The sequence below is a fragment of the Moritella marina ATCC 15381 genome (genome assembly GCF_008931805.1).
Classification (GTDB): Bacteria; Pseudomonadota; Gammaproteobacteria; order Enterobacterales; family Moritellaceae; genus Moritella; species Moritella marina.
On record NZ_CP044399.1, the window covers coordinates 2,374,530 to 2,399,324 of the forward strand.

The 24,795-nt window shown below is 39.5% G+C and carries 21 protein-coding genes; 8 read left to right on the forward strand and 13 right to left on the reverse strand.

Going from position 1 to position 24,795, the window contains the following annotated elements:
* The first annotated feature begins 198 nt into the window (after positions 1 to 198).
* Genes dinG through priC form a run of 3 tightly spaced genes read left to right on the forward strand, consistent with a single transcriptional unit; the run spans position 199 to position 3,661 of the window.
* Positions 199 to 2,262, forward strand: coding sequence for an ATP-dependent DNA helicase DinG (dinG, locus tag FR932_RS10700; RefSeq protein WP_019440613.1), 2,064 nt, complete (start codon positions 199 to 201; stop codon positions 2,260 to 2,262).
* Positions 2,262 to 3,041, forward strand: a complete 780-nt coding sequence (locus FR932_RS10705; protein WP_019440614.1) for a sulfite exporter TauE/SafE family protein — start codon at positions 2,262 to 2,264, stop codon at positions 3,039 to 3,041. The genes dinG and FR932_RS10705 overlap by 1 nt, the downstream gene beginning before the upstream one ends.
* Entirely contained in the window at positions 3,029 to 3,661 is a 633-nt protein-coding gene (priC, locus tag FR932_RS10710; RefSeq protein WP_019440615.1) for a primosomal replication protein PriC, read from the forward strand. Before FR932_RS10705 ends, priC begins: the two co-directional genes overlap by 13 nt.
* A 78-nt stretch (positions 3,662 to 3,739) precedes the next feature.
* Here the strand turns inward: priC and FR932_RS21460 are convergent, their stop codons facing one another.
* Positions 3,740 to 3,895 (reverse strand): hypothetical protein, encoded by a 156-nt coding sequence (locus tag FR932_RS21460; RefSeq protein ID WP_019440616.1) that lies wholly within the window; start codon positions 3,893 to 3,895, stop codon positions 3,740 to 3,742.
* 144 nt (positions 3,896 to 4,039) lie between these two features.
* Between FR932_RS21460 and rsmS the strand changes: the two genes are divergently transcribed.
* Positions 4,040 to 4,204: a pleiotropic regulatory protein RsmS gene (gene rsmS, locus FR932_RS10715; protein WP_019440617.1), complete on the forward strand. Its 165-nt coding sequence runs from the start codon at positions 4,040 to 4,042 to the stop codon at positions 4,202 to 4,204.
* A gap of 39 nt (positions 4,205 to 4,243) precedes the next feature.
* Here the strand turns inward: rsmS and FR932_RS10720 are convergent, their stop codons facing one another.
* Together FR932_RS10720 and FR932_RS10725 are read right to left on the reverse strand one after the other, a co-directional pair.
* Positions 4,244 to 6,553, reverse strand: coding sequence for a UvrD-helicase domain-containing protein (locus FR932_RS10720; RefSeq protein WP_019440618.1), 2,310 nt, complete (start codon positions 6,551 to 6,553; stop codon positions 4,244 to 4,246).
* A gap of 49 nt (positions 6,554 to 6,602) precedes the next feature.
* Entirely contained in the window at positions 6,603 to 7,994 is a 1,392-nt protein-coding gene (locus FR932_RS10725) for an oligosaccharide repeat unit polymerase (protein ID WP_019440619.1), read from the reverse strand.
* Positions 7,995 to 8,288: 294 nt separating this feature from the next.
* On the opposite strand from FR932_RS10725, the gene FR932_RS10730 reads away from it, so the two are divergent.
* Positions 8,289 to 9,911 (forward strand): phosphoethanolamine transferase, encoded by a 1,623-nt coding sequence (locus FR932_RS10730; protein ID WP_019440620.1) that lies wholly within the window; start codon positions 8,289 to 8,291, stop codon positions 9,909 to 9,911.
* A 90-nt stretch (positions 9,912 to 10,001) separates the two neighbouring features.
* On the opposite strand, the gene FR932_RS10735 is transcribed toward FR932_RS10730, so the two are convergent.
* From FR932_RS10735 to FR932_RS10750, 4 genes are all read right to left on the reverse strand, one after another.
* Positions 10,002 to 11,096 (reverse strand): acyltransferase family protein, encoded by a 1,095-nt coding sequence (locus FR932_RS10735; RefSeq protein ID WP_019440621.1) that lies wholly within the window; start codon positions 11,094 to 11,096, stop codon positions 10,002 to 10,004.
* A 37-nt stretch (positions 11,097 to 11,133) separates the two neighbouring features.
* Positions 11,134 to 11,526 (reverse strand): diacylglycerol kinase, encoded by a 393-nt coding sequence (locus FR932_RS10740; protein ID WP_019440622.1) that lies wholly within the window; start codon positions 11,524 to 11,526, stop codon positions 11,134 to 11,136.
* Positions 11,527 to 11,641: 115 nt separating this feature from the next.
* On the reverse strand, positions 11,642 to 12,163 hold the full coding sequence (locus FR932_RS10745) for a hypothetical protein (RefSeq protein WP_019440623.1): 522 nt from the start codon (positions 12,161 to 12,163) through the stop codon (positions 11,642 to 11,644).
* Between the two features lie 23 nt (positions 12,164 to 12,186).
* Positions 12,187 to 13,611 carry a hypothetical protein gene (locus FR932_RS10750; protein WP_240532375.1) on the reverse strand — a complete coding sequence of 475 codons (1,425 nt, stop codon included), beginning with the start codon at positions 13,609 to 13,611 and terminating at the stop codon, positions 12,187 to 12,189.
* A 17-nt stretch (positions 13,612 to 13,628) separates the two neighbouring features.
* Between FR932_RS10750 and FR932_RS10755 the strand changes: the two genes are divergently transcribed.
* Together FR932_RS10755 and FR932_RS10760 are read left to right on the forward strand one after the other, a co-directional pair.
* Positions 13,629 to 14,807, forward strand: coding sequence for a hypothetical protein (locus tag FR932_RS10755; RefSeq protein ID WP_019440625.1), 1,179 nt, complete (start codon positions 13,629 to 13,631; stop codon positions 14,805 to 14,807).
* A 218-nt stretch (positions 14,808 to 15,025) separates the two neighbouring features.
* Positions 15,026 to 17,878 carry a methyl-accepting chemotaxis protein gene (locus FR932_RS10760; RefSeq protein WP_019628860.1) on the forward strand — a complete coding sequence of 951 codons (2,853 nt, stop codon included), beginning with the start codon at positions 15,026 to 15,028 and terminating at the stop codon, positions 17,876 to 17,878.
* On the opposite strand, the gene FR932_RS10765 is transcribed toward FR932_RS10760, so the two are convergent.
* The 4 genes from FR932_RS10765 to FR932_RS10780 form a co-directional block, all read right to left on the reverse strand.
* Positions 17,875 to 18,372 carry a redoxin domain-containing protein gene (locus FR932_RS10765; protein WP_019440627.1) on the reverse strand — a complete coding sequence of 166 codons (498 nt, stop codon included), beginning with the start codon at positions 18,370 to 18,372 and terminating at the stop codon, positions 17,875 to 17,877. The two genes, FR932_RS10760 and FR932_RS10765, sit on opposite strands and share 4 nt — an antisense overlap.
* A gap of 100 nt (positions 18,373 to 18,472) precedes the next feature.
* Positions 18,473 to 19,228: a DsbA family protein gene (locus tag FR932_RS10770; RefSeq protein ID WP_019440628.1), complete on the reverse strand. Its 756-nt coding sequence runs from the start codon at positions 19,226 to 19,228 to the stop codon at positions 18,473 to 18,475.
* 56 nt (positions 19,229 to 19,284) lie between these two features.
* On the reverse strand, positions 19,285 to 21,339 hold the full coding sequence (locus FR932_RS10775) for a protein-disulfide reductase DsbD family protein (RefSeq protein WP_019440629.1): 2,055 nt from the start codon (positions 21,337 to 21,339) through the stop codon (positions 19,285 to 19,287).
* A 220-nt stretch (positions 21,340 to 21,559) separates the two neighbouring features.
* Positions 21,560 to 21,964, reverse strand: coding sequence for a hypothetical protein (locus FR932_RS10780; protein ID WP_019440630.1), 405 nt, complete (start codon positions 21,962 to 21,964; stop codon positions 21,560 to 21,562).
* Positions 21,965 to 22,281: 317 nt separating this feature from the next.
* Between FR932_RS10780 and FR932_RS10785 the strand changes: the two genes are divergently transcribed.
* Entirely contained in the window at positions 22,282 to 22,560 is a 279-nt protein-coding gene (locus FR932_RS10785) for a DUF3622 domain-containing protein (RefSeq protein ID WP_019440631.1), read from the forward strand.
* A gap of 125 nt (positions 22,561 to 22,685) precedes the next feature.
* On the opposite strand, the gene FR932_RS10790 is transcribed toward FR932_RS10785, so the two are convergent.
* Both FR932_RS10790 and FR932_RS10795 read right to left on the reverse strand, forming a co-directional pair.
* On the reverse strand, positions 22,686 to 22,895 hold the full coding sequence (locus tag FR932_RS10790) for a hypothetical protein (RefSeq protein WP_019440632.1): 210 nt from the start codon (positions 22,893 to 22,895) through the stop codon (positions 22,686 to 22,688).
* Positions 22,896 to 23,081: 186 nt separating this feature from the next.
* On the reverse strand, positions 23,082 to 24,794 hold the full coding sequence (locus FR932_RS10795; protein ID WP_019440633.1) for an alkaline phosphatase family protein: 1,713 nt from the start codon (positions 24,792 to 24,794) through the stop codon (positions 23,082 to 23,084).
* Position 24,795 lies beyond the last annotated feature (1 nt).

The following is a 24,795-nucleotide window of genomic DNA, read 5'->3' on the forward strand; positions in this document are numbered from 1 at the left end:
GAAACGTAAGCTTTCAGTCTCTAATTTGTCAGCTTTGTCAGCTTTGTCAGTGGCGAATAAGCGCTAACACGGCATTTTTATAAACTACTGTAAATTTATCAGTGTTCTCCGCCGTAATATCTATACAGATTTTATAATTGCGCTAAAATAGAGGGATTATAAAAGTACTAACGACCTTTCTTCAGATTAAGAGTAAACATGCTTTCAGATAAAAGTAAAAAAGCGATTCGTGATGTTTATCAGAACATCCGTGATTCACTACCTGACTTCGCCGTTCGTCGCTCACAAAATATTCTTGTGGCTGAAATGGCAAAGACCCTCGCCGGTAATTTTGATAAAAACCGTCGATTAATTATTGCCGAAGCTGGCACAGGTACTGGTAAATCATTAGCTTATCTGATTGCAGGGATCCCGCTGGCAACCGAAGCCAAGAAAACGTTAGTCATATCTACTGCCACCGTTGCCTTGCAAGAGCAGTTAATACATAAAGAGTTACCTTTCTTTCGCCGCCAATCGGGACTGAAATTTGAATTTTCCTTAGTAAAAGGTCGCCAGCGTTATTGCTGCGAACAAAAATTAGCGATGCTTGCCCAGGCAGATGATCAAATAGAACTGCTTGCTGACTTAGCTACTATTCCTAAAAAACGGGATTTACAGCTTATAAAACGTTTGTTTACCGCTTATGCTGCAGGTAAGTGGAAAGGTGATATTGATAGTTGGCCGACTCAGATCCCGGATGATATTTGGCAAATGATCGTCTCAGACCGTCACAGCTGCAGTAAATCATTTAGCGCTCACCGTAACTGTCCGTTTCATAAAGCCCGTGAAGCATTAGACCAGTGCGACGTACTCATTGTGAATCACGCCTTACTGCTGGCCGATTTAGAACTCGGAGGCGGCATTATTTTACCTAAACCTGAAGACTGCTATTACGTCATCGATGAAGCACATCACTTGCCACGTATTACCCGTGATTTTTCATCTGCACATGCATCAGTGTTAGGCGCTAAAGGTTGGTTACAAACGATGGCTGTATCCATGCGTCAACTGACCCAAGCGATTGCCTCGAGTGAAATCTCCGAACCAGTCACTAAGTTACTCAGTTCAATCAACAGCATTAATAAAGAACTCACCAAGATCCACAGTTTAATGTCAGCGAATGACAAGCAGTTTAGTGATGACTCTTGGCGCTTTGCAGACGGGGAACTACCTGAAGCATTAGCAGATCTAGCCGCTAACATGAACCACGAGACCAAACGTGGTGTTTCGCAAACCGCTAAAATCGTCGATATTCTTGCCGAACAATTAAAACAAGATCAACTGCCACAAGCAAAAGCCAATAAACTCATTGCCGAAGTGGGTTTCTACTTACAACGTATCGAAAACCTCCACCAAGTGTGGAACATGCTAATTAAAGAAACCAAAGGCACGCCATTGGCGAAATGGGTTGAGAAAAGCGATAGCCGCCAAGACGACCATATCTTTGCAGCGAGTCTGATCGACGTCGACAGTAAGCTTGAGCATATGTTGTGGTCACAATGTGGTGCAGCTATTTTAACGTCAGCAACATTAACCTCTCTCGGTAATTTTAACTATTTCCGTCGCCAAGTAGGCTTATTGAATGATGAATCAACCCAGCATCTGCAATTAAGTTCACCATTTGAATTTGAACAAGCTGAATTATATATCCCCAATTTAGCACTCGCCCCCAATGAACAGGGCTTTACCGAATTACTCGGCGAAAAGCTACCAAGTTTATTGCCTGACAAAAAAGCATCTTTAGTGTTATTCAGCTCATACCGTCAAATGAATCAAGTCGCTGAAATTATCCGTAACACCACAAAACTAGAACTCTTGGTACAAAAAGAGAGTTCACGTACCGAGCAATTGCAAAAACACGCGGATAACGTCAAAGCGAATAAAACCAGTATTTTATTTGGCACGAGCAGCTTATCAGAAGGTCTTGATTTACCCGGTGATCTACTTACCAATTTAATTATTACCAAGATCCCGTTCTCAGTACCAACCTCGCCAGTCGAAGAGGCGCAGTCAGAATGGATCACAAAATCCGGTGGTAATCCATTTATGCAAGTATCAGTTCCTGAAGCCAGTAAAAAATTGATCCAATCTTGTGGCCGATTGCTGAGAAAAGAAAAAGATTCTGGTAGAATCACCCTACTTGATCGTCGAGTTATCAGTAAACGCTATGGACCAGCATTGCTTAATTCGCTCCCCCCTTATAAAAGAAATATAGAATTTTGATGTTAGAGCTTGGTTTAGAACCTTCGGTTTTTATAATTTTATGCAGCGTCGCACTAGTTGCTGGTTTCATTGATGCCATTGCAGGCGGTGGTGGTCTATTAACAGTACCCGCACTGCTCAGTGCTGGTCTACCGCCACACCTAGCATTAGGTACCAATAAATTAGCCGCGAGTTTTGGCTCGTGTGCAGCCGCGATCACCTTTTATAAAAAACGCTTATTTAATCCCAAATTTTGGTGGCGTTCCTTCTTGTTTACCGCTATTGGTGCAATTTGTGGCACCTTGGTGGTTAATGTCATTAGTACCGCTTGGTTAGACAAGTTATTACCTGTGGTGATAATCTTTACCGCTATCTATTCTATTTTTAGCAAAACCCAAGAACACACAGGTGAAACCTTACCTGATGATAATCCTGCGCTGCATAAAAAACAGGGCACACAAGGTTATATTATTGGCTTCTATGATGGTGTCGCGGGACCAGGTACAGGCGCATTTTGGACAGTGTCGACGATGGCACTCTACAAACTGAATATTTTGTTTGCCTCTGGCGTCGCTAAAGCAATGAATTTCACCAGTAATTTTACTTCATTACTCACTTTTATCTACCTTGGCCATATCAATTGGTATCTCGGTTTAAGCATGGGGCTATGTATTATGATTGGTGCTATTGTTGGCGCGCATACCGCAATCCATTTTGGCGCTAAATTCATTCGCCCTTTGTTTATTACAGTCGTGATCATCATTGCCTGTAAATTAGCGTATCAAGCATGGCTACAATAAACCGCCAGCAACAACAGCTAAACCAACTGGCTCAGCGAATTCAACAGCTAAATCTGTTAAGTAAACAAGTGAATTCCAGTCACACCACAACGATAAACTATAAATTACGCGATCGAGCATTATTCTATCCGGGTTTATTCATCTATAAAAATCAAGATATTCATCAATATGTGGCAGAGTTAGCAAATAGTATGACGCGTCTACAAGCTTATTTTGATAAACAAGCGGCAAAAGATAATAAATCGAGCATAACGCCAAATCATGTCTTACCTATAAAAAATGGGTTATCGATAGAAGAAGTATTATTAGAGAAAGTAGCGCATCAATTTAGAGCGATCAACGGCGTATTACAACAATGTCATTTTAGACGTGGTGAAGTAAAAGAAGAACCTAAAAATTACGATGTTATTGCGAAGAAGTTATTGCAGAAATCACACCATTTATATGCCAAATTAGCACAACAAATAGAATATGAACGCCGTTTGCAAGCAATGATAGATCAACAAAGTGATCCGGTTCAATTACAGCAAACCAAGCAAAGGTTACAGCGTTGTCAGGGGGCCACAGCCAAAGTACGACAACAATTACAACGCTATGAACAAAAGAAAGATCTTAGCTAATGCCGATATAGCTCTAGCATGAGTGCTAGTAATAAATCAGTAACTAAGAACCTAGCTATTGAACAATAACCGAATAGATTAAGCTTCTGCAGGTAACTGAAGCAGATCCATTACCATTAATTTACGAATAACGCTTACATACATCACGTTGATTTTAGCCATTTTAGTAATGTCTGTTAATGAATGACCTTCACGTAATAATTGGATCACTTGATGTACTTGTTCTTTGTTCATAATAGCCTCGGTATAAAATTGTTAATCAATGAATATGGGCTAATAATATCAGTTTGATTGGGATAAAATATATCGTTATCAATTAAAAATCAGTAGACGTAATATTTCATTAAAATAATGTAATAAAAATTAAGGGTTATTATCATGTCGCTAGAAAACGCGCCAAAGCATATACAATTAGCAGTCGATCTTATTCAATTACTAGAAGAAAATCAGATGGCAGCCGACACTGTCATAAAAGCACTGGCTGTCGTACAGCAAGATTTCCAACGTAAGCTTGAAGCTGAAACAACAAATATTGCCAGCTAACATGGCCAGAAATCGCCTTTACATACGCTGCTGAATTATTTATTTCGTGACTGTCACAGCGTAATCTCCAGCCAATAACTCTGTGACAAAACTCGATGGCTTGTCTTTATTACACAGTAAGCTAACTTGTTGACGCGCCCGTGTTAAGGCGACATAGAACAACCGACGTTCCTCTGCATCAGGGAACCCCGACAGATCAGGTTGTAATATTTCTGCAAACGGGTGGCGACGTTTGTGACAAGGAAAACCGTGCTCACCCGCTTCCATCGCTAATACGATGACATTATCAGCCTCTTGGCCTTTCGAGCTATGCACTGTCATGGCTTTGATATCCAATTGCGGATGTTGTAACGACAATGCTGTTAGGGACTTAGTATCAGGTAATTGGAAATTAAAGCGCGCGAGTAATAACACTGATTTTTGTTTACCTTCCTGTTTCCCTGACTTGCTCGCCGCTAGTTGCGCTAGTTTCTTGGCTAATAACAACTCATTTGCTGGTGACGATTTACTTACAGGTTTGCTCTCAGATGTAGTTACTAACGTATTTACTGGTAATGACGCAGCCTCATCATCATTCACTTTCTTTGTCCTTTTAGCCGTACTTTGCTTATTGCTTTTTTTATGCTCGTCATCAAGCTGATAATAACTGATCTGCACACATGCTTTTTTGGCTTTACTATGCGTTGTGATCTGTTTATCAAGTTGTTCTGCATTAGCCATCACGAATTTACTCGCAACCGCGCTAATCTGATCATTGAAGCGGAATGTCGTATCCAAGGGTAATGTACTCGTAACACCAAAATAATCGCTGAAACGCGTCGTCACTGCGATGTCACTGCCGGCGAATTGATAAATAGCCTGCCAGTCATCACCAACACAAAATAGCTTACTGTCATCATGCTGACTTTGTAATTGCCTAACCAAATTCGCCCGGGCTTGCGAGATATCTTGAAATTCATCAACAAGGATATGTAACCAAGGTGAATTAAACTGGCCACTGCTAACATATTCACAGGCTTTAGTGATCATCTCATCAAAATCTAGTTCATTGCTTTCGTTCAAGTCTGCATGATAATAACCAAGTAGTATTTCAACAATCTCATGCGTTAACGCGGCAAGGTCAGTATCGTCGACCTTCTGTAACTTTTGTAAGGTCTGTGATTTACGTTTAGATTTGTCTGCGAGACTATTTTTATACTGCATAGTCAATTCGACAAGCTGGTTTAACAGTTTCTTATAACTGCCCTTACCCGCTAATAATCTTTGTACTTCAGCGTCATGTTTATTCTCAGGTAACTTACCTAGCCAAGCAACATACGCGTAACAGTACTCACTAAACAAGGCTTTGAAGTCTTCATCAGGTGACGTCTGCTCACATAACAGTGCTGCTATCTTTTGTTTAAACAATTGCTGTTTGGCTGTATCACTATTAGCCAATTTACTCACTTTAGGCCGCTCACCATCAACTTGCTTAATGATATCTAACGCTAATGCATGGAAGGTTTTAACCGTTATTTTGGCCTTTGGTAACCGTTCAGTAAGCCTTGCCTTCATCTCTTGCGCGGCATCTTTTGCAAACGCCAGTATCAATATAGTATCGGCAGTCGCTTGTTGGGACTCAAGTAAGTAAGCACAACGTCCTAGCATCACACTCGTTTTGCCACAACCTGCACCCGCCAGTACCAGATTGGCATCATTAGCAACAACACAGGCATCTCGTTGCTTTTCCGTCAGCGGGTGACTCTCAAGGTTATCAAACAAGGTTTTGTGGCTCTGCTTATGCTTATTCATCACTGCTTGATTATATTTATCCAGATTATCGAGCTGACTTTGTTGCCAAAAACGCAAGTGTGTTAAAGGACTTTTCAGTGTAGGCGGGATCTTATTGATGCTCGGTAGCATTTCAAACCAATCCGCCCAAGGTGATAACAGCGCTTTTAAGCTTAACCATTTAGAGTGGGAAATATAACCTTGCGCTATTGTCTGGGTGAGCTGCTGATAAAGTATTAATATTTTTGTTTCCAAGCCCGTTAGTGCATGGAAATACAAGTCATCAATAAGGCTTGTCACATCCGCTTTAGTCACGCCATTTAAGCGTACCCGTTGGCCCTCCCAATTAAGTATGATTGTATCAAAGAAGGAGCCCCGATAATGCTTTAGCTTAGGTTCAAAACTTACCCAAGGATAGTGGTAGGTTTGTTGCCGCTTAGTGGTAAAGACAGCCCCTTCAGGACGAAATGACAAGGTGCGGCAATTGGCACCAAATAACTGAGCGACATTAGAAAAAGAATAATCAGGCAATGCAGATAAACTCGATAATAAACAGTAACGAAAACATAGCACAAACACAGCGATTAATTAATACATGTGACCCACTTTATCGCATATTTACCGTTCGCTAATTCACTTTCGTCCTTTCTTCAAGAGCGAGCCTATCTGACAATATTTTAGCTAATGCCACAGTCATCGACAGTAATATATACAAAGGCCAAGTAAAACCTTGCGTTAAAAATGTCCCAGCCACACAAAAGGCAATCAACCCAGCAAAAACGCCATCATTACAGGTCACAAAAGCATTACGTTCATGCATAGGTAATACCCCACTATCGATTTCAGTACGCCACAAACGTTTAAATAGCATGGTGATAAGCGCGATAAAAAGCGCTAAACCAACAAATCCCGTTTCCCCCAAAATTTGAAACCAAGTACTATGCGCCGCGTGATTCTTACCATCCCAATGAGGGCTAAACAAGTAATAATTAAGATAAAAGTTATTTATTCCTACACCAGTAAAAGGGTTTTCTAACGCCATCCCCCATGCGGCCATCCAGGCATAAATACGCCCCATTGCGGATTCGTCAACGCCGTCTTCAGCAGCGCCACCAGATGAACGATCAGCAACCCCTGCCATGACTAACAAGATAGGTAATAATATAGCGCCGCCCGCTAAAATATATAACTTATTTTTGATACGTTTAAACGCAAAATAGCCTGTGATGGCCATGATGCCCATAAGTCCTCCACGGCTTTGCGTGGCGATGATGGCCCAAAATAAAATAATATATGCCACCGCTAACAACATCCGGTGAAACTTGCCAATATTAGGCTGCAACAGGTTCGATAATGCAAAGGACATAGGAAACATCATGACTAACGACAAATCATTCGGATCACCAATTAACGAACCTATATCTCTGGAAATGGTTACTCGTGTGCCTTCTACCAATCCTATTCCCTGCAATTTATTGCTAATTGCTTTTGCACCAATCATCACCCCTGCGATCACATATAAATAGGTGGCTATACGAAAATGATGAATACTGCGTACCAACCAACAGATAGCAATGGTCATCACCCATACTTTACTCAGCACCCCATTAAAGGTGGTTAGTGCGGCCCCTTTATTGTAAGCAAACAGGATCCCAAACATCGCCCAACCGAGGAATAGACAAACTAATGTTAGCTCCGTTGACCAGTACACTTTAATATTATTACTTAAAAAAATATGCCAACCCAATACAAAAAAAGAGGCTAACGAAAATGCTAAGGGGATATGTAATGGGATGAGTACGGGAAAAGCTTCATGGATACGAAAATATGAAAATATAATGAACGTAATAACAATATAAAACGGAAAACGTAGCAGTCCAATTAATACCAAAGGTGTGGCGACAAAAACTGCGGGTATCAACCACATTTTGGTTTTATACCACAACAATCCAACAACGAGGGTTAGAATCAAGCTTAATAGTATTTGCACACGCGGATTAAGCGTATTCATATTTATCATTAAACATCCCTGCTTATTGACCAAATGCTGGCGCCACATAATAAGTAAAGCAGGGATATAGAGAAGTGATGTAGGACCTGTAAAAAAACAAGGCTTATTTCTGCTTAGATGTGACGAGTCAGTATGTTACCACCAAAAGCAAACCTAATCGGGGTCAATATACAAACGCTAACATCCACGGATATTATGATCGTTAGCGTTTGTTTTAATTAAAAAATATCCAATTCTGCCGTTCATTTAAAGTTTTGTCGTCTAATATTAAACATAGCGATTGTTAACTGGGTGCCATGTGGAATGTCAAAAAAAATACAACTGAGTTTTTCTAAAAATTCGATATACTTAACAGCCTCAATTTCATTCATTTTCATCTATTATTTTTTTATTATTGCCGATGCAAAATCTTTAGAAAACGCGTTAAGCAATGCTAACCTAACCTATATTACCGGGGTTGTAATTAAAACCTGTATTAGCACTCTTTTCATTTTAGTCATATCTTCAGTTTTCAAGTTAAAACTATTAAATTTATGTCTTTTTGTCTTGATAAGTGCTCTTTCATCACTTTACTTATTTATTAAAATTCAATACGGTCGATTTGAACTAGGTAGTTATATCAGCATCATAGAAACAAATACAAAAGAGACGGTGGAGATGCTTCAGTCTTTTGATATACCGCTAGTTGTATTTCTACAACTCATTTTAACGCCATTTATCCTATTTAAAATAAACCAATGTTTAGCCGGTTTTAAAATTAAGTTAAGTTTAATCACGCTGCTTGTGTTAATGACCGGCTTGTCATCTACACAAGCCAAGAATAACGCAATATTTTCAGCATCTCCAAACGGTAAAGTAGTGTTAGTGCCGATGACTCGAGCTTATTACATTCTATTCAACATGCCACTATTAAAGCCGATTGCTTTATCACAATCTTATTCAGAATTGAAACAAATTGAGAATAATCCCATCACAACAGAATGGGAAAATGTCAGTGTCTCATCGTTATCTAAGAACAAAAATTATGTCATTGTTATTGGTGAATCAGTGCAAAAATCGGCTTTATCTTCTTACGGTTATCACAGAAAAACCACAGCGCCGCTGAAAAATACAAATGGGGTGACGTTCATTTCAGACCCTATTGCACCAGCGCCACAAACAGGTATGGCTTTAAGTCGGATCTTAGCTATAAATGATAAACTAACTATAAATAACAATTTAAACATTATTGATTTAGCAAATCTTGCCGGTTTCAATACATTTTGGTTTTCTAATCAAGGTCAAACAGGAATATATGACAGCCCCATTACTAATCTTGCCAACAGAACTGGTTTAACCATTTTTCATAATCAAAGTTATAAAGAAGCAAACTCTGACTTCGTGTTAATCGAAGATTTAAAAAAGCATCTAACTGCTGGTTCGAATAATATTTACTTTCTACATATGATTGGTTCTCATGCTGATTTCTGTGAAAGAACCAAAGATGCATCCATATTAAACGACGCTTATAGAGCACAATTAAAAAACGACCAAAATTGTTATGACGATAGTATTCTAAATACGAGTATATTCATTAATGACATAGTTTCACTACTCAAAAAAAGCGCTGTAGATTATGAAGTCATATACTTTTCAGATCATGGGCTCGTGGATATAGAAAGAAAACCGTATAAATCTCATGGGGTAGGAAACTTGTTTCAAAGAAAAGCACTTGAAGTCCCTCTTATATTCATTTCCAGCAATAAAAGCGGTAATCAGATTCAGGAGACGACATACTTTCTGAGAGATTTCCCCCATACTTTCGCAGAGTGGATCGGTGTTAGAGCAGAACAAATTGATTATACTAAATCGGTATTTAACCTTAAAATTAAACAAGAGAAGTATGCTATAAATGACTCTTCGGAAGTAGTATACTTCAATAAATAGTGGTATTAGACTAGATAGTGGTATTAGATTAGATCGTGGTATTAGACTAAATAGTGCGATTTAGGCGACATACTATAGCGGCGCTTAAGGTTACCTCTTTAATAAGCCAGTTACCTTATTATTTACCTGCAATAAAAACATCGAATATAGCGAAGATATCGTCAAAAACAATAAGCACAATAAAATCGTCACGAATTCATTGTTGATATCATGAGAGATACTTTCCCAAGGCGTTCTTAAAAAACCATTAACTAAAAATAACGGCATTGAGATAGTGCCAAAGAGCATAGACACTTTGAACCCGAATCCATCCTGATTAATATTTTTTAATATATAGCTAAAAGCAAAGAGCAACATAATACAGAAAAAGAAATGACTCACCAAGAAAGCATATTCATTAAAGTTACCTAAAGTGAATACTAAAATAGCAACAGCCAGTAACCAATTGGATAAATTAACAGGTTTATCTTGTGCTAAATAAATACCTAAACACAAGACCGGCATGTGGCCAATAACAGTAATAAAAACACTTACATTACTATATAGATAACCACTAGTTAACATGGAAATCGTAATACAAAGTAAACTTAGAACGATTAAAGATGTATTTCCAAAGCGTTTGAACATCATCAATATGAATGGAAATACGAGGTAAAATTGAAATATAAACGATAAAAACCACCATGGTCCAACTATCGACAATCCTTGGTATGGATAAAAATTATATAATAACGACAATTTAAAGATCAGTGGTTTTGACAGCGGAATAAACCACTCACTAAAACCCATGCCATTATAAATAACGTTAAATATGAACATAAACACAAAATATGACACGATTGCGAGTAAAAACATCGGGTAAATTTTGACAACACGATCGACGATGAATTTAAAATATAATAACTTATTCTCGTCTTTCGCATATTTCTTCATTAATCCATAGGCACTTAAAAATATAAATATTTGCACCCCAAAGTGGCCAAAATAACTAAATAGAGCACGAATAATACCCGCGGGATCGGTGAATAATATATCAAACAAACTGTAAACCTTACCGGCAGTAAATTCCATTTCATTTTCACTAGGCGTTGGGAAACGATGCATGAAATTATGAATCACGATCATCAAGATCCCTAGACCTTTACAAACATTGGTTTCGACTTTAGTTATACCATTCCAAACCATATCTTATCCCTTTTATCATTACTCGAAGGTATGCTTACTATAAAAGTACAATCATGAACCATACAAACAAGGCCAGGCATAGGCTGACAAATACTGCTGCCGAGCCAATATCTTTAGCACGACCACTTAATTCATGATATTCGCTGCCAATCCGATCAACAACGTTCTCAATCGCGGAGTTGAGTAGTTCAATAACTAACACGAGCAGCAGTGCCCCAATCAACAAAATCTTCTCGATATGAGACACATCGAGCAGCAATGCAATAGGCGTAAAAATAAGTAACAAGAGTAACTCTTGCCTGACCGCTGACTCATATTTAAACGCGGCCCGCAGCCCATGGAGCGAGTAACCAGCCGCTTTAACTATACGCTTTAAACCGCGATGGCCGGGTTTTCCATTTTGATGTTTACAAGGTGGGGGTTGTTTCATTAATGGCCTAATCTATCATTACGCTATATTAAAATGATAGATCACTTATGCCGTTACTACATATGATTATGTAGTCGTCATCAGTTTAGGCCAGGCAAGAAAAGCACAACTATGTTTATTTACTCTCAATCGCCAACGGAATTTCGTCTAACATCATCGTGCCTTTCGTCACGCCATCCGCTAGTTTTAAATATTCTCGGGTAAAAATGGGTCTAAATTTTTCAGCATCCATCGCCATGTAACGATTTAATTGACGATACAGCGTATAAACAAAGTTATCCCCTGTCGCAGCACGTTCAGCCGGACTCTTACGTTTAAATTTAAACAAGCGGTCATAAGCTTTATCGTGGTCAGAATGACCCATTAATACAATAGACTCGCGCATGATCATATCCGCTACGACAGGTAGACTTGGCGGAAAATCATAAGGTAAGCCATTACTACGACGCAATGTTGGTATCTGTTCTGCGACCTTAATAATCGCTTCAGGTGCATATTTGGTAAAAGTCAGTTTCCAGATATTAAATTGTGCCGAATCATAGTCATAATTAAATGACGGAAAGCTGCTTGCAAGCATAGTATACATAGTTGCAATCGCTTCTGTTTGTGGCTGAGTTAAATTAATTGTTTGTTCCATACACTCTACGTCCAAGTTTAATGTTAATCGTCGTCGCTATCAGAGAAGCCCGGATCAATAAATCGTGGCGGTAATTTTTTCAATGGCGCCGGCGAGTTAGCGTGATCGCGCACCATAGGATTCACAAAACCACCATTTTGTTCTGTCATACCAACCGTTAACTTACTAATACCCATGTCTGCTAGGGCTTTATTTAAGTTACTGTCTTTACGACTCGCTTTCGATACATCTTGTTTACCATTCAGTGCTAGTGATATCAAACTATGCACGCTGGTATCATCTTTGAATAATAACCCAAAAGCAAAGTGCACTGATTGATAATAAGAGTCAACTTGGGCACCATCAATAGCTAACTTGAGATCGGCTTCAGTAAATACCTGCAAACGCAGTATCAAACGATCACGTTGCTCTGCAGTCATGCGTAAATTAACCCCTACAGCACTTTGTGTTCGTTCAACCCAATAATTAAAGATACGTAGCGCGGGTGAGTCAGCTTGGCTCACTTCCATACTATCGGCTAAACTAACCAAGCTTTCGATATTGCCCGAATTAGTAAAGATATCATTAAAATTACGGCCTTTATTGACCAAATCACGGCGGTGATCAACACCATCAACCGCGCGTTTCAACTCAGCAATAGAATGTAGCAGTAATAGGCTATGCAGTTTCTCGAAATGGGCCTGTTTGGGAGCAATATATTGTGATTGTTGTAAACGTTTAGAACTAAACCAGTAATCATAAACTTGCTTAATATCGGCCATTTTTTGCGGATCTTGCCTAATTTGCTGGTAGTTAGGCATAAAACCACTTTGGTTTTGAATATGACGCACACCTTGACGGCTTATCGTTGGCTGAAAAGGCTGGCGAGCTTCAGAATGAGGGTTATTAACCGATTGAATACTCGCAGGCGCATTAACCCTATTCACAGCCGAAACATCTTTAATATGCTGTAATTCGGTCGCATCTAGCTCGTACCAATCAAAGGCTGGGTTACGGCTGTTAAGCTGAATACATAACACCTTAATATGCTCAATTGTAAAACCTTGGCGCATAAACTCATCGCAGCGCACACGGAATTTACTGTTATTAAAGTTTAGTCTTTTTTGTGAATACTCAGCAACTAAATCAAATACTTGTTGGAAATATTGCAGGCCAGGATCAGCCACTTCAACAGGCGCTGGAAGCTGTTCTTTAAAGTCTTCATACATAATGGCACTATTGATGTACAAGCCACTGTCATCTTGTTGAAGATAGTTTTTATTAATCAGTTCAGTAATGCTATGCTGTTTATCTGATTGCAGCGAAAAGCGTGAAAAATCCGCAATGCGATCTTTATTTTTCTTGCATAACATCCATACTAATAAGCGAAATGCAGCATCAGAAAGTGATGATGATTGCGCGACATGATCGGGCACGATAAAGTATGTGCTCTCCATTTTTCTATTCATAACTGTTTAACACCACAATGCCATATTTAATTACAACTGAGCAATACGCTAACCTAAAGTCTACCATAGAAGACTTACTTGCACCTTTTGATTCCTTTGCTTTTTCAGACTTTGTTACGGTGAGCCCAATAGCGGCACTAACGGTAAAAAAAGCAGATCAACTTGTGACTGCTCAAGGTTATGAAATTACATTAGATCTTTTGGAGCAAAGCGACGAGCGATACATTATCGAAGCGTATTATGATATCACTGATAACAAAAATATCTATGCGATAAATGAATATGCAGAGCCAATCAATTTATTAAAAAATCCGAGTTTCACGCGTACTTGCAGTATCTGTAATACCACTACAAATCGTAGCCAAGGGCTGATATTTAGCCACTCACAGCAAGGTGATTTCTGTGCCCATCTCGGTTGTGTAAAAAAGCGTCTGCCGGAGTTAATGCCATTTGCCACATATTTACAAAAACTGCCCGCATTAGTTGCACAACTTGAACAATTACAAAACAGTGTATTTAATCAAACGTATGCATCGGGTGCCCCGCTACGTCTTTACTTAGCCATTGTCGAAGATGAAATTAGCCAACATGGTTTTATCAGTAAACAAGATGCCATTCAATTTCATCATGATTTTAAATATGCTACTTACAGTAAAGCGGCACAGCGCTATCAAACATCAGCCTACCCTAAATACCTGAGTTTTGAATTTGTTGAGAAAGCCATTTTGTATACTAAACAAATGAGGTCAACCAGCTTAAACGACAAATTAAAACAGCTCTGTAATCAAAGTGTCTTAGCTGAAAATGAATTGGCAACGGCCACCTTAATCATCTCTAATTACATCGTAAACAACCAAGGTTTATTAAGCCACCAATCGCCACTCGCAACTGACAAAAAACTTGCTCTGCATAACGATGGTAGCGATATCAGTGAGACATTACGATTAAAAGGTAAGCTCGGTGATTATGTACGCTGTCACATTACCGTCAACAGCTGCAAATACCAAGTCATTAACAAGCGTTACGACATTCGTGGAAAAGATGATACCGGCCGTGTGGTGCAATTTAATCACGGCCAAGCTATGACCGAAAAATCATACATTTATGTCAGTGGTTTTATTTCTAAGTTTTATCAAAATCAATACGGCTATACCATTTCGGTATTAAAAGGCGTTAAAGCGCTGCATGGTAAATAGTCGCTTTTATCACCAAAAACAAGACGCGTGTTGCACTTATTACCTAAATCGAATCACGACTTACCACGCGTAATTCAAACGAAATCAGCTATTTTATAGATCTAGCTCGCACTTATCTGCTTTGTATTACCACAGTCTCTCCAATTACCAATTTATAGCTAGGGTTATTTATACCCAAACTACAAATTGGGATATGGAACTTACTCAAGCGGGAGGCTATGGCAATGAAAATCAATATGCCAATTACAGATACAGAACAATTTATGAAAGAAGGAGATATTCTTGTCTCCAAAACCGATCTGAAGGGTTCTATCACCTTTGTTAATAGAGCATTTATTGAATTAAGCGGCTTTACTGAAGAAGAACTATTACGTAAAAGCCACAGTATTGTTCGACATCCAGATATGCCATCAGCTGCCTTTAAAGATCTTTGGGAAACGATACAGAAAGGGAACCCTTGGACTGGCATCATCAAAAACAGAGTTAAAAATGGCGATTTTTACTGGGTTGTTGCAAACGTCATCCCGATTAAAAAAAATGGCCAAGTTATCGAATTTATGTCGGTAAGAACAAAGCCGACGCAACAAGAAGTGAAAGATGCAGAACAAACCTATCAGGCGATGAACAGCGATAACGCCCCCCGAAAAAATCCACTAGTCACACTAAAAACATTACTAGTAAATACAGGGCTGAAAGCCAAACTCACGATATTGACGACTTTCATTGCCTTTATCTTAGTGGCTGGAGCCCTTGTTCAGTATAATAACGTTCACAAAATTGATACCGCTTGGGATAGCTACCAAGCGAATATTTCTGCACGCGGTACTGTCATCAATGAAATCACCACGTCATTAGGCTATGGCGGTATTGTCCATCAATTCAAAAATTATATTCTGCGTCAAGATGAGTCTTACAGAGAAACATTTATTCAACGCTATACCAGCCTACTAAGCCAGGTCAATCATTACCAAGCTTTATCAGGCATTAGCGCAAAAGAACAAAATGCACTAAAAGACATTGTTAATGTTGCCCAGCAATACCGTCATAATCTCGACAAGGTCCAATCTCTTATTACCAGCGGTGCAGGTATTAAGGCAATTGATAGTAGTGTGAAAATAGATAGCAAACCTGCGCTTAATGCACTGGTACTACTACAGCAAAACTACGCCTTTCTCACACAGCAGACCACGAATAACCTGCATACTCAAATCAATGATTCCTTTATCAGTTTAGGGGCTGAAAGACTCGTCACGTTCCTCATTTTAACCTTGCTTTTCATGGTTGTACTAAGCCGCACAATCATGAAACCAATCAAGCAGCTAATTGGCATTTTCAATCATATTAACGAAGGTAAATACGAGAATAAATTTGAAATTCGCAATAACAGTGAATTTGGTAAACTATTCCAAGCTATTTACACTACCCAAACCAAGCTTAATTTTGACATTCAAGAGTCTCGCTTAACGGCAGAAGAAGCCCTACGTATCAAAAATGCCCTCGACAATGTCACCGCAAACGTCATGGTCGCAGATGGTCAACGTAATATTATTTACATGAATGAGTCCGTCAATAAACTGCTGAGTAATGCAGAAAAAGACATTAAGAAAGACTTACCTAATTTTAGTGTGGCAGCGTTAATGGGGGCTAATATCGACATATTCCATAAACGCCCACAACATCAGCAACAAATGGTACAAGGACTATCATCAACCCATCAAGCTAATATCAACATTGGTGGCAGAACCATGCAACTCACCCTAAACCCAGTCACCAACGCAGCGAATGAACGTCTAGGTACCGTGGTTGAATGGAATGATAAAACAGCTGAATTAGCCATTGAACAGGAAATTGACGAGATTGTAGCAGCTGCCGCAAACGGGGATTTATCCAAGCGAATAAATCTTGAAGGTAAGAATGCATTTTTTACCAAGTTAAGCAGTGGTTTGAATGAATTGCTTGAAAGCTCATCCTTATTTGTCAGTGATATTGGCGGCTTATTATCGCGCATGTCTGAAGGTGACTTAACTCAATCCATTGAACAAGAATATAATGGCGAATTTCAACAAATCAAAAATGATGCAAACAACACCATCGATAAGTTAACCAATATTATCAGTCAGATACGAGAATCTGCAAATACGGTCAGTACCGCATCACACGAGATCGCTCTGGGTAATACAGACCTGAGTCAACGCACGGAAGAGCAAGCTTGTTCATTAGAAGAAACAGCGTCTAGCATGGAAGAAATCACCGCTACCGTGAAACAAAGTGCTGCGAATACTGATGAAGCGAATAAACTTGCTACCGAGGCTAAAAACAAAGCCAAAAATGGCGGGAAAACAGTGCAGGATGCAGTCTCTGCCATGAAGGAAATTTTAACCGCCAGCAATCGTATTAATGACATTATTGGCGTGATAGATGAAATTGCCTTCCAGACCAATCTACTCGCGCTAAATGCAGCGGTAGAAGCGGCGCGCGCTGGAGAGCAAGGTCGTGGTTTTGCAGTCGTAGCAGGTGAAGTACGTAACCTATCACAACGTTCTGCCGATGCAGCCAAAGAAATTAAAGACCTGATCCGTGACAGTGTTGAAAAAGTAAAGGTAGGCTCTTCGTTAGTCAATGATTCAGGGGATACATTACAAGAGATCGTTCATTCGGTTGAGCATGTCGCCAACATGATATCTGAGGTGAGTAACGCGGCAACAGAGCAATCTAGCGGTATTGAACAAGTAAACCAAGCAGTGACTCAAATGGATGAAGTAACCCAACAAAATGCATCCCTGGTAGAGCAAGCCTCAGTAGCCAGCTCCGCTATGTCCGAGCAAGTGAATCACATGACCCAGTTAATCCAATTTTTCAAGCTAATACAACCGGAGCAAGCACGACAGCAAATAGCATATAATCAAGAGCAGCAAGGTGATCAACATCGTCCAACAAATGCCAGCTATAACCAACGTAATGGACAGCAAGCGGCTCCACAGCCAATGACGGCTCAACCTCTCACAACACAGCAATCCCATAACAAGGCTATAGCGGCATTATCAAACAATGATAGCTGGGATGAATTTTAGCTCATCATTAAACGCCACCAAATACCAGGTAAACTGGTAAACCCGGTGGTTAACCATTTAACCTCGCCATCTTTAATAATTAAGATGGTAGGGGTTACTTTCACTTGCCAATCATTACCTAATTCATAATTTTCATCGTTAATCACATCAAAACGATACTCATGGTGCTGTAAGTATTTTTTAACCCGCAAGTCTTCGCCCGAGCTTAATGCCACTGTGACTACCGGATAATATTCGGATAGTGTATCAACAGCAGGGCTAACAAAATTACACACAGGACACCACGTCGCCCAAAAATAGACAATCACAGCTTGATCTTGACTTAACTCAGCAAGATCGACCGTCTCCCCCGCCAGTGTCTTTCCCACTAAGGCTGGTACGCTCTCTTTCGGAAAATCTTTACCACGCCACACATCAACGGCGGTAGTAATCACCAAGGCAAGTAATAAGAAAATGGTTAATTGCTTAATCCAACCAAGTAGTCGTTGTTTCATCTAATCGCTTCCGTTGTGAATACGCATGTTAATATCAGTACTAATACCAAGCACAGTCAATAACCATTAAGCTATTTAATGTGATTGGTAAACAAGACTTTTATTTATTACGCTGAGCCGCGAGTGCTGCTTTAACTTGTTTCTCTAATTGCTCATAAGGCACTAAACCACCCACAATTTGGTCGGCAAAAACAAGTGCAGGAGTGCCACTCAGGCCAAACTCGCGCATCAGTCCCATACTGGTATTAATCGTCGTTTCAACACTTTTACCAGTATCATCCAACCACGCTTCTGTATCAGTGATCTTACCGACTTTAGCAATAGCTTCACTGTCTAAACGACTTGGACGTGACATCAATTTCTTATGTAGTTCGGCAAATTTTTCAGGTTCATTCTGCCATACTGTCAGCGCTAAATCTGTAGCCTCTTTCGAACTTGGACCTAAAATCGGTACCAGTTTATATACAATACGAATTTCAGGATTCTCTTCAACTAATCGTTCTAACAACGGTTCAATTTTTTTGCAATACGGACAGTTAAAATCAGTAAAATAAGCGATCGTTAACTCTGGATTCTCAGCGCCCATCCACGGATCCATTTTGTTGTTAAACAACGCAGCGTAATTGTCGTTTAAGCTTTTTCCTTGCTGCTCTTTGACTTTATTTTGTTCACTTTCTTGCAAAGCTATAATCGCTTCTTTTAAGATTTCAGGGTTATTAACCAAGGCTTCTTTTACCATTTGATTAAATTCTGCTTGTGGAATAGCAGGTGCAGCCCACGCCATTTGGGTTGCTAAAATACCGATTGAAAGCGCACCAGTGATTGACTTTGATAGTGTTAATAATTTCGTTTTCATGATCATTCCTATTATAAAATTTGTTTGACCCATCGCGATGGGATTAGCTGTAATGATTATTCACCGCTCGCTTGCTTAATTGCATTCATCACGGCGTCATCAGTTAAAATGACAGGTAGTGGAATACCGTTTGGCGCTTTCGGGCCGTAAACGATATTAAAGGGCACACCAAAACGACCATTATTTTGTAAATAATCCGTCACTTTCTCAGACCGAACGGTCCAGTCACCTTTCATCGTCACCATATTCTCTGTTTGTAATTTACTATAGACAGGATCTTGTAATACCACGCCTATTTTATTGGCTTTACAGGTAATACACCAATCAGCGGTCACATCCACAAAGACTGTTTTACCCGCTTTAACCTGTTGCTCGATACTAACCACATCGAGATCTTGCCACACTAAATCATCTGGTAAACCATTTGACCATTTACTTGTTGTTAAAGACGCTGCCAACATGACAATACTACCTAATATCAAGCCCACGCTGATACTAATTAATACAGCACGCTTACCTTTAAGCTTAACCATATAGCCTAAGAACACAGCACAAATTAATACCAAAATACCGTATATCGCGATCGTCGGTAAGAAACTTGATAACAGTGTGACGAGCCATAAACAGGTCAGCATTAACAAACCAGCAAAGACGGTTTTAACCGAGCCCATCCAACGACCAGGCTTAGGTAATAGACTGACAAGTGATGGGAAAGTTGCAACTAACAACCACGGCAATGCCATACCGATAGCCAACGCAGTAAAGATAACAAATAAACTCAGGGTATCCGCACCTAACGCATAAGCAACAGCGGTCCCTAAGAATGGCGCACTACAAGGTGTCGCAAGTAAGGTCGCAAACATACCTTGTAAGAAATGACCACGGTTACTGTCATCACCAGCAGTAGCTAATTTAGTTTGTACATTTGACGATAAACTAAATTCAAATGCACCGAGCATATTTAATGAGAACACCGCGGTGATCACAACCATGACAGCGATAAACCACGGGCTTTGGAATTGAATCCCCCATCCTATCGCTTGACCAGACACTTTAAGTACGAAAATGAAACTAGCAAGTAACCAGAACGACACGATAATACCGGCTGCGGATGCAAAAAATTGCTGTCTAATTTTACCTTTTTCAACACGCGGAGCATCAATAATGGTGCTTAATTTCATGCCTAACACAGGTAAAACACAAGGCATAATATTAAGTATCAGACCACCTAATAACGCAAAAAGCACAATACCAATTAAAGACTCGCCTGTCACAGTAACAAACCCAGCAATAACAGGCGTCGAAAATTCTAATGCTTGCTCAGAGTCGATGACCGTTAAGTTTAATGGCTTATCAATTAACTCCACCTTACCTAACCAACTGCTTGCATCAAACACAGCCGTTATAGTGCCCGCAACTTGCTCAACAGTCGCTAGCTTAAAACTAGTATCAAGATCGCCGTCAATTAATAATGTCGGTGTACCAGTCCAGTTATAACCTGATACTGTTGCTTGTAACTGGCTTTTCTCTTGATCCCATAGCAACTCAATCGCATCATTATCATCTATTTTTTTCGGTACTTTGACGATACTTTTGTTATACAAAAATATCGCTTCAGCATCCGCTTGCAGATTGCTAATATCAACCGACATATTGATATCATAGTCAGTGAGTACACAAATCGTTGTACATGAAGATAAGGTTAGGGTACCCGCTAATACCAACTGTTTATCAATGTCTTCGAAGCGTAATTGCATTGGAAAGCTAACGGTATCGGTATAACCATAAGTCTCTAACCCAAGTAATGAGAAATGTTTCGGCACTGGCCATTGCCAATCACTATTAACCAGATTGCTTGAATCTTGCCAACCAATACTTGGGGCGATACCACCTTCACCAGGTGAACGCCAGTAAGTTTTCCAGTCACCTGAAAGCTTTACTTCAAGTACTGCTGGTACAGTGTTAGTGGTTTTATCCACTTGCCCTGTCAGCATAAAACGCAACTGGATAGGCGGATGTGATGGATCTTGTAACCAACCCGTTGTCTGCGCCGAAATACTCGTCGAAATAAACAGTAAACAAGTTACAAATAAGGCTTTTATTGTCTTCAAATCATGTCTCCAAAAAGTACATAAAGTCATCGTAACGATACTTCAATACCAATTGTATTAAGTCGGTTGTCAATCAACAGGCGAAACCTATAGATAAACATAATAATTCGTTAATATACCTGAGTTACAGAAAAGACTTAAACATTTAATATCAAATAGTTAATATAAAATGGAGTTTGTTTCATCGTGTCTTTAACTATAACTAAGGTAGGACAGAGTATTACTCGTCAAATTTACACAAAATAAGATGGCGACGTTGTGAGGGAACCAATCGAGTGGTGAGGGAAATTGTATTCGGTGTCTGGCGCATAAAGTAATGGCTAAACATAATGATCATTAATATGATCATTACCAGCTCATCCATGTGGGTACTGGCTTTTTGTAATAACTTTTCGGTCAATTTACACACGCCATCACTGTTATCGAGATAACTGTCATTGTAAAGTTCCGCATTAGCAACGGCACTGACTGTCGACTTATCTTGTACAACGCTTTGTAAAGTTCCTTGTGAAACACCTTGGGGATTATTAAACGTATAAGCATTGTTAACCATACAAGCAATCAAAAACGTTACTATTAATAGCAAGCTGATATTGGCGTTGTTTGTAGGTTTAGTGATGCGCATATATGTTGGTCATTAAGCTCATGGTTAGATTAGTCACAGTGCATCTTTTTACCGATAATAATGAAATATCACAAGTCAGCATCATTAAAATTACCCTTCTTTACGAAAAATGATTAAAAATGGTCGATATATACTAAAATCTAGTGATGAATTTAATTAACTGCTGGTGTTTTTGTGATTTTAGCCTAGAATCCCGCCTCTAGTTCATTTCTCTTTATCCAGTGTTGATAACAAAACGTATCGCGGTGATTAAGTAGAATGAAAAAACACCATTTATGAAAAAACATCACACTTAATAATCGCTAGGAAATAGACTCATGGCTAAAGGTAAAAAGTACGATTTTAATTTGGTACTAGTAGACGGTTCTTGGACTGCTGAAATCGTTAGAAAGATCACATCTAAAAAAACAGTTGTATCAAAAAGCCAAGCTGGTTTTGCTTCAGAAGCAGAAGCACAAGTTTGGGCAGAGACTGAGTTAAAAGGTTTCTTACAAAACCAAATCGACCGTAACGCACGTCGTATTCGTTTAGTTTCAGAAAGCGTTGAAGATAATGCAGAAGAGATCGCTGATGAATCAGAAGAAGACAACGCTTAATATCATCTTGATATAAGTAAGGTCTTACGCCATCGCTAATTATCCGATATTAGCGATGGTCTATTTACATAAACAATTGTCTAAATCTCCAATCCCTCCACTGCACCTTATTTACACTAAAAATATTACTTATCAGCGTGGGTAAGTACTAAATTACTACCGTCAATTCTAACGTCTTTGTAACCCTTCAAATTTTCAGCAAGTACATCAAGCCCTTTTTCAGTAAGCGCTTCATCTGATAATGTGTAAGTTGTTACATTCTGACCAGAGTCCGCATCACTAGTAACTGCCGATTGAATGTTATTTAACAGCGCTTTAAAGTCATCATTGTGCATATGTATACTCTCTATAATGTATATAACTTAAGTCTTATTGATATTTTGATGGTAGGCTGTTTGTAGTTGCGTTTCAATGTATTACTTTAAATATTAATGCTAGATAGAACAAACAATGAGCCGATGCCCAGGCTCATTACACGTACTACTCATTTTCTTAACCTACTAAGCGCGTGATTAACGCTGCTAGTCATGGGAAACGACTTCTTTTAACACTTCACCAGTCGTACCAGTTGGCTGAGTAATGCCTAGATAGTTAGCAATCGTTGGCGCTATATCATACGGCGTGACAGCTCGGCTTACCTGCTCATCATCAATATCCATACCAGCAAATATTATCGGCACATGGGTATCGTACGACCAAGGTGAGCCATGAGTCGACGCGACTTTTAAACCATCAAAATCATTAATAAACGTATTCGGAGAAAAGACGATATGGATATCACCACTACGATGTTTGTTAAAGTTATTCGCGACCAAACGTAAAACCCGTTGATCATCTAAGCGACCGAACTTAATGTCTTCCGTCGTTATCGCATATTCAACGCCACTAATTTTTTCAATTTCCTTAGCGAGTACTGCTTGCACATCCTCAAGCTTGAGCTTATTACTTTTGATTACCCGATGATCAAGATAAATATACGGTTTAGAATAAAGTTTGACGAGCGCTTTACCGACACCAAATTTTTTCTCTAGTTCCTTATAAATCCCCGCATCCGCCATTAATTTTTCATCGAAGTATTTAGGTTTTTTCGCGCCCAATTCATGCAAATAACCAGGCGCATCAGCCGCGCCGTGATCCGCCGACAATACAATTAAGGTATTATCTAGTCCTACCGTGGCATCAACATAACGGAATAACTCCGCTAGCGTGCGGTCTAGACGTAATATATTATCTTCTGTCTCTAAGCTTGATGGGCCAAACATATGAATAACATAATCTGTAGAAGAAAAACTCACCGATAAATAATCTGGTACTGTGTTCTGACCTATTTTTTCTTGTTCCATTAATTTTTTAGTAAAGTCTAACGTCAGTTCATCACCTGCAGGGCTAAGTGTTAATAGCGTGCCAAAATATTTACCCGATGCTTTGCCATAAGGATGTGGAAAACGTTGACCAAACCCTGCTAAGTCAGTTTTGTAATCTACCTGTTTTTCATTTGAAAATAAGTAGTCCTTTTCTTCAAACATAAGCGACCAACTTTGCTGATCAAATTTGTCCGCTTTGTTGAGTTGATTCCAGTTATTTACCCATGCAGGATAATTTTTATAATAATAATCACTACTCACAAACTGCTTAGTGGATTTAGAAAACCACAGTGCTTTACCGTATTGACCCGCGAGAGAAACGGCCGCACGATCTTTAACTGATACCCCAAACATCTTCGATTTACCATTAAACGCAGTGTATATTTCATCGCTTAACGTACTTGATAACAGCGGTAATGGCGAGCGCCCGTCGCCCTTAGCTGCTTTTTGTGTTGAATCTATTTCGGTACTTTTATCTACGCCGCCATGGCCTAATAGGTGATAGTCTTCATCTTCAATATTATAAACAACGCGATCCAGCTTACGATCAAACCACACATTGCCGACCATGCCATGCACTGATGGTGGCGCGCCAGTCGCTAACGAACTATGACCGACAATGGTTTCAGTATTCGCATGTTGGTAATGGGCATTGTTGTATACAACGCCTTCTTCTAGTAGATAGCGAAAACCACCCTTCTCCATTTTTCCTAAAAACCGCGTTGGTAAATCACCACGCAATGCATCTACCGTAATCTGCAGCACTAACTTAGGCTGTCCTTGCTGCTTAGCAAGTACATTTCCCGACGCCGTTGTGACGAGCAGACAAGCAATCGTGGTTATTGTCTTTTGCATCTTTTTAGAAACCATA

Bases quoted from the DNA above. Each gene is read 5' to 3' on its own strand.
- dinG (WP_019440613.1), top strand. From the start codon at position 199: ATGCTTTCAGATAAAAGTAAAAAAGCGATTCGTGATGTTTATCAGAAC.
- FR932_RS10705 (WP_019440614.1), top strand. From the start codon at position 2,262: ATGTTAGAGCTTGGTTTAGAACCTTCGGTTTTTATAATTTTATGCAGC.
- priC (WP_019440615.1), top strand. From the start codon at position 3,029: ATGGCTACAATAAACCGCCAGCAACAACAGCTAAACCAACTGGCTCAG.
- FR932_RS21460 (WP_019440616.1), bottom strand. From the start codon at position 3,895: ATGAACAAAGAACAAGTACATCAAGTGATCCAATTATTACGTGAAGGT.
- rsmS (WP_019440617.1), top strand. From the start codon at position 4,040: ATGTCGCTAGAAAACGCGCCAAAGCATATACAATTAGCAGTCGATCTT.
- FR932_RS10725 (WP_019440619.1), bottom strand. From the start codon at position 7,994: ATGATAAATATGAATACGCTTAATCCGCGTGTGCAAATACTATTAAGC.
- FR932_RS10730 (WP_019440620.1), top strand. From the start codon at position 8,289: ATGTCAAAAAAAATACAACTGAGTTTTTCTAAAAATTCGATATACTTA.
- FR932_RS10735 (WP_019440621.1), bottom strand. From the start codon at position 11,096: ATGGTTTGGAATGGTATAACTAAAGTCGAAACCAATGTTTGTAAAGGT.
- FR932_RS10740 (WP_019440622.1), bottom strand. From the start codon at position 11,526: ATGAAACAACCCCCACCTTGTAAACATCAAAATGGAAAACCCGGCCAT.
- FR932_RS10745 (WP_019440623.1), bottom strand. From the start codon at position 12,163: ATGGAACAAACAATTAATTTAACTCAGCCACAAACAGAAGCGATTGCA.
- FR932_RS10750 (WP_240532375.1), bottom strand. From the start codon at position 13,611: ATGAATAGAAAAATGGAGAGCACATACTTTATCGTGCCCGATCATGTC.
- FR932_RS10755 (WP_019440625.1), top strand. From the start codon at position 13,629: ATGCCATATTTAATTACAACTGAGCAATACGCTAACCTAAAGTCTACC.
- FR932_RS10760 (WP_019628860.1), top strand. From the start codon at position 15,026: ATGGCAATGAAAATCAATATGCCAATTACAGATACAGAACAATTTATG.
- FR932_RS10765 (WP_019440627.1), bottom strand. From the start codon at position 18,372: ATGAAACAACGACTACTTGGTTGGATTAAGCAATTAACCATTTTCTTA.
- FR932_RS10770 (WP_019440628.1), bottom strand. From the start codon at position 19,228: ATGAAAACGAAATTATTAACACTATCAAAGTCAATCACTGGTGCGCTT.
- FR932_RS10780 (WP_019440630.1), bottom strand. From the start codon at position 21,964: ATGCGCATCACTAAACCTACAAACAACGCCAATATCAGCTTGCTATTA.
- FR932_RS10785 (WP_019440631.1), top strand. From the start codon at position 22,282: ATGGCTAAAGGTAAAAAGTACGATTTTAATTTGGTACTAGTAGACGGT.
- FR932_RS10790 (WP_019440632.1), bottom strand. From the start codon at position 22,895: ATGCACAATGATGACTTTAAAGCGCTGTTAAATAACATTCAATCGGCA.
- FR932_RS10795 (WP_019440633.1), bottom strand. From the start codon at position 24,794: ATGGTTTCTAAAAAGATGCAAAAGACAATAACCACGATTGCTTGTCTG.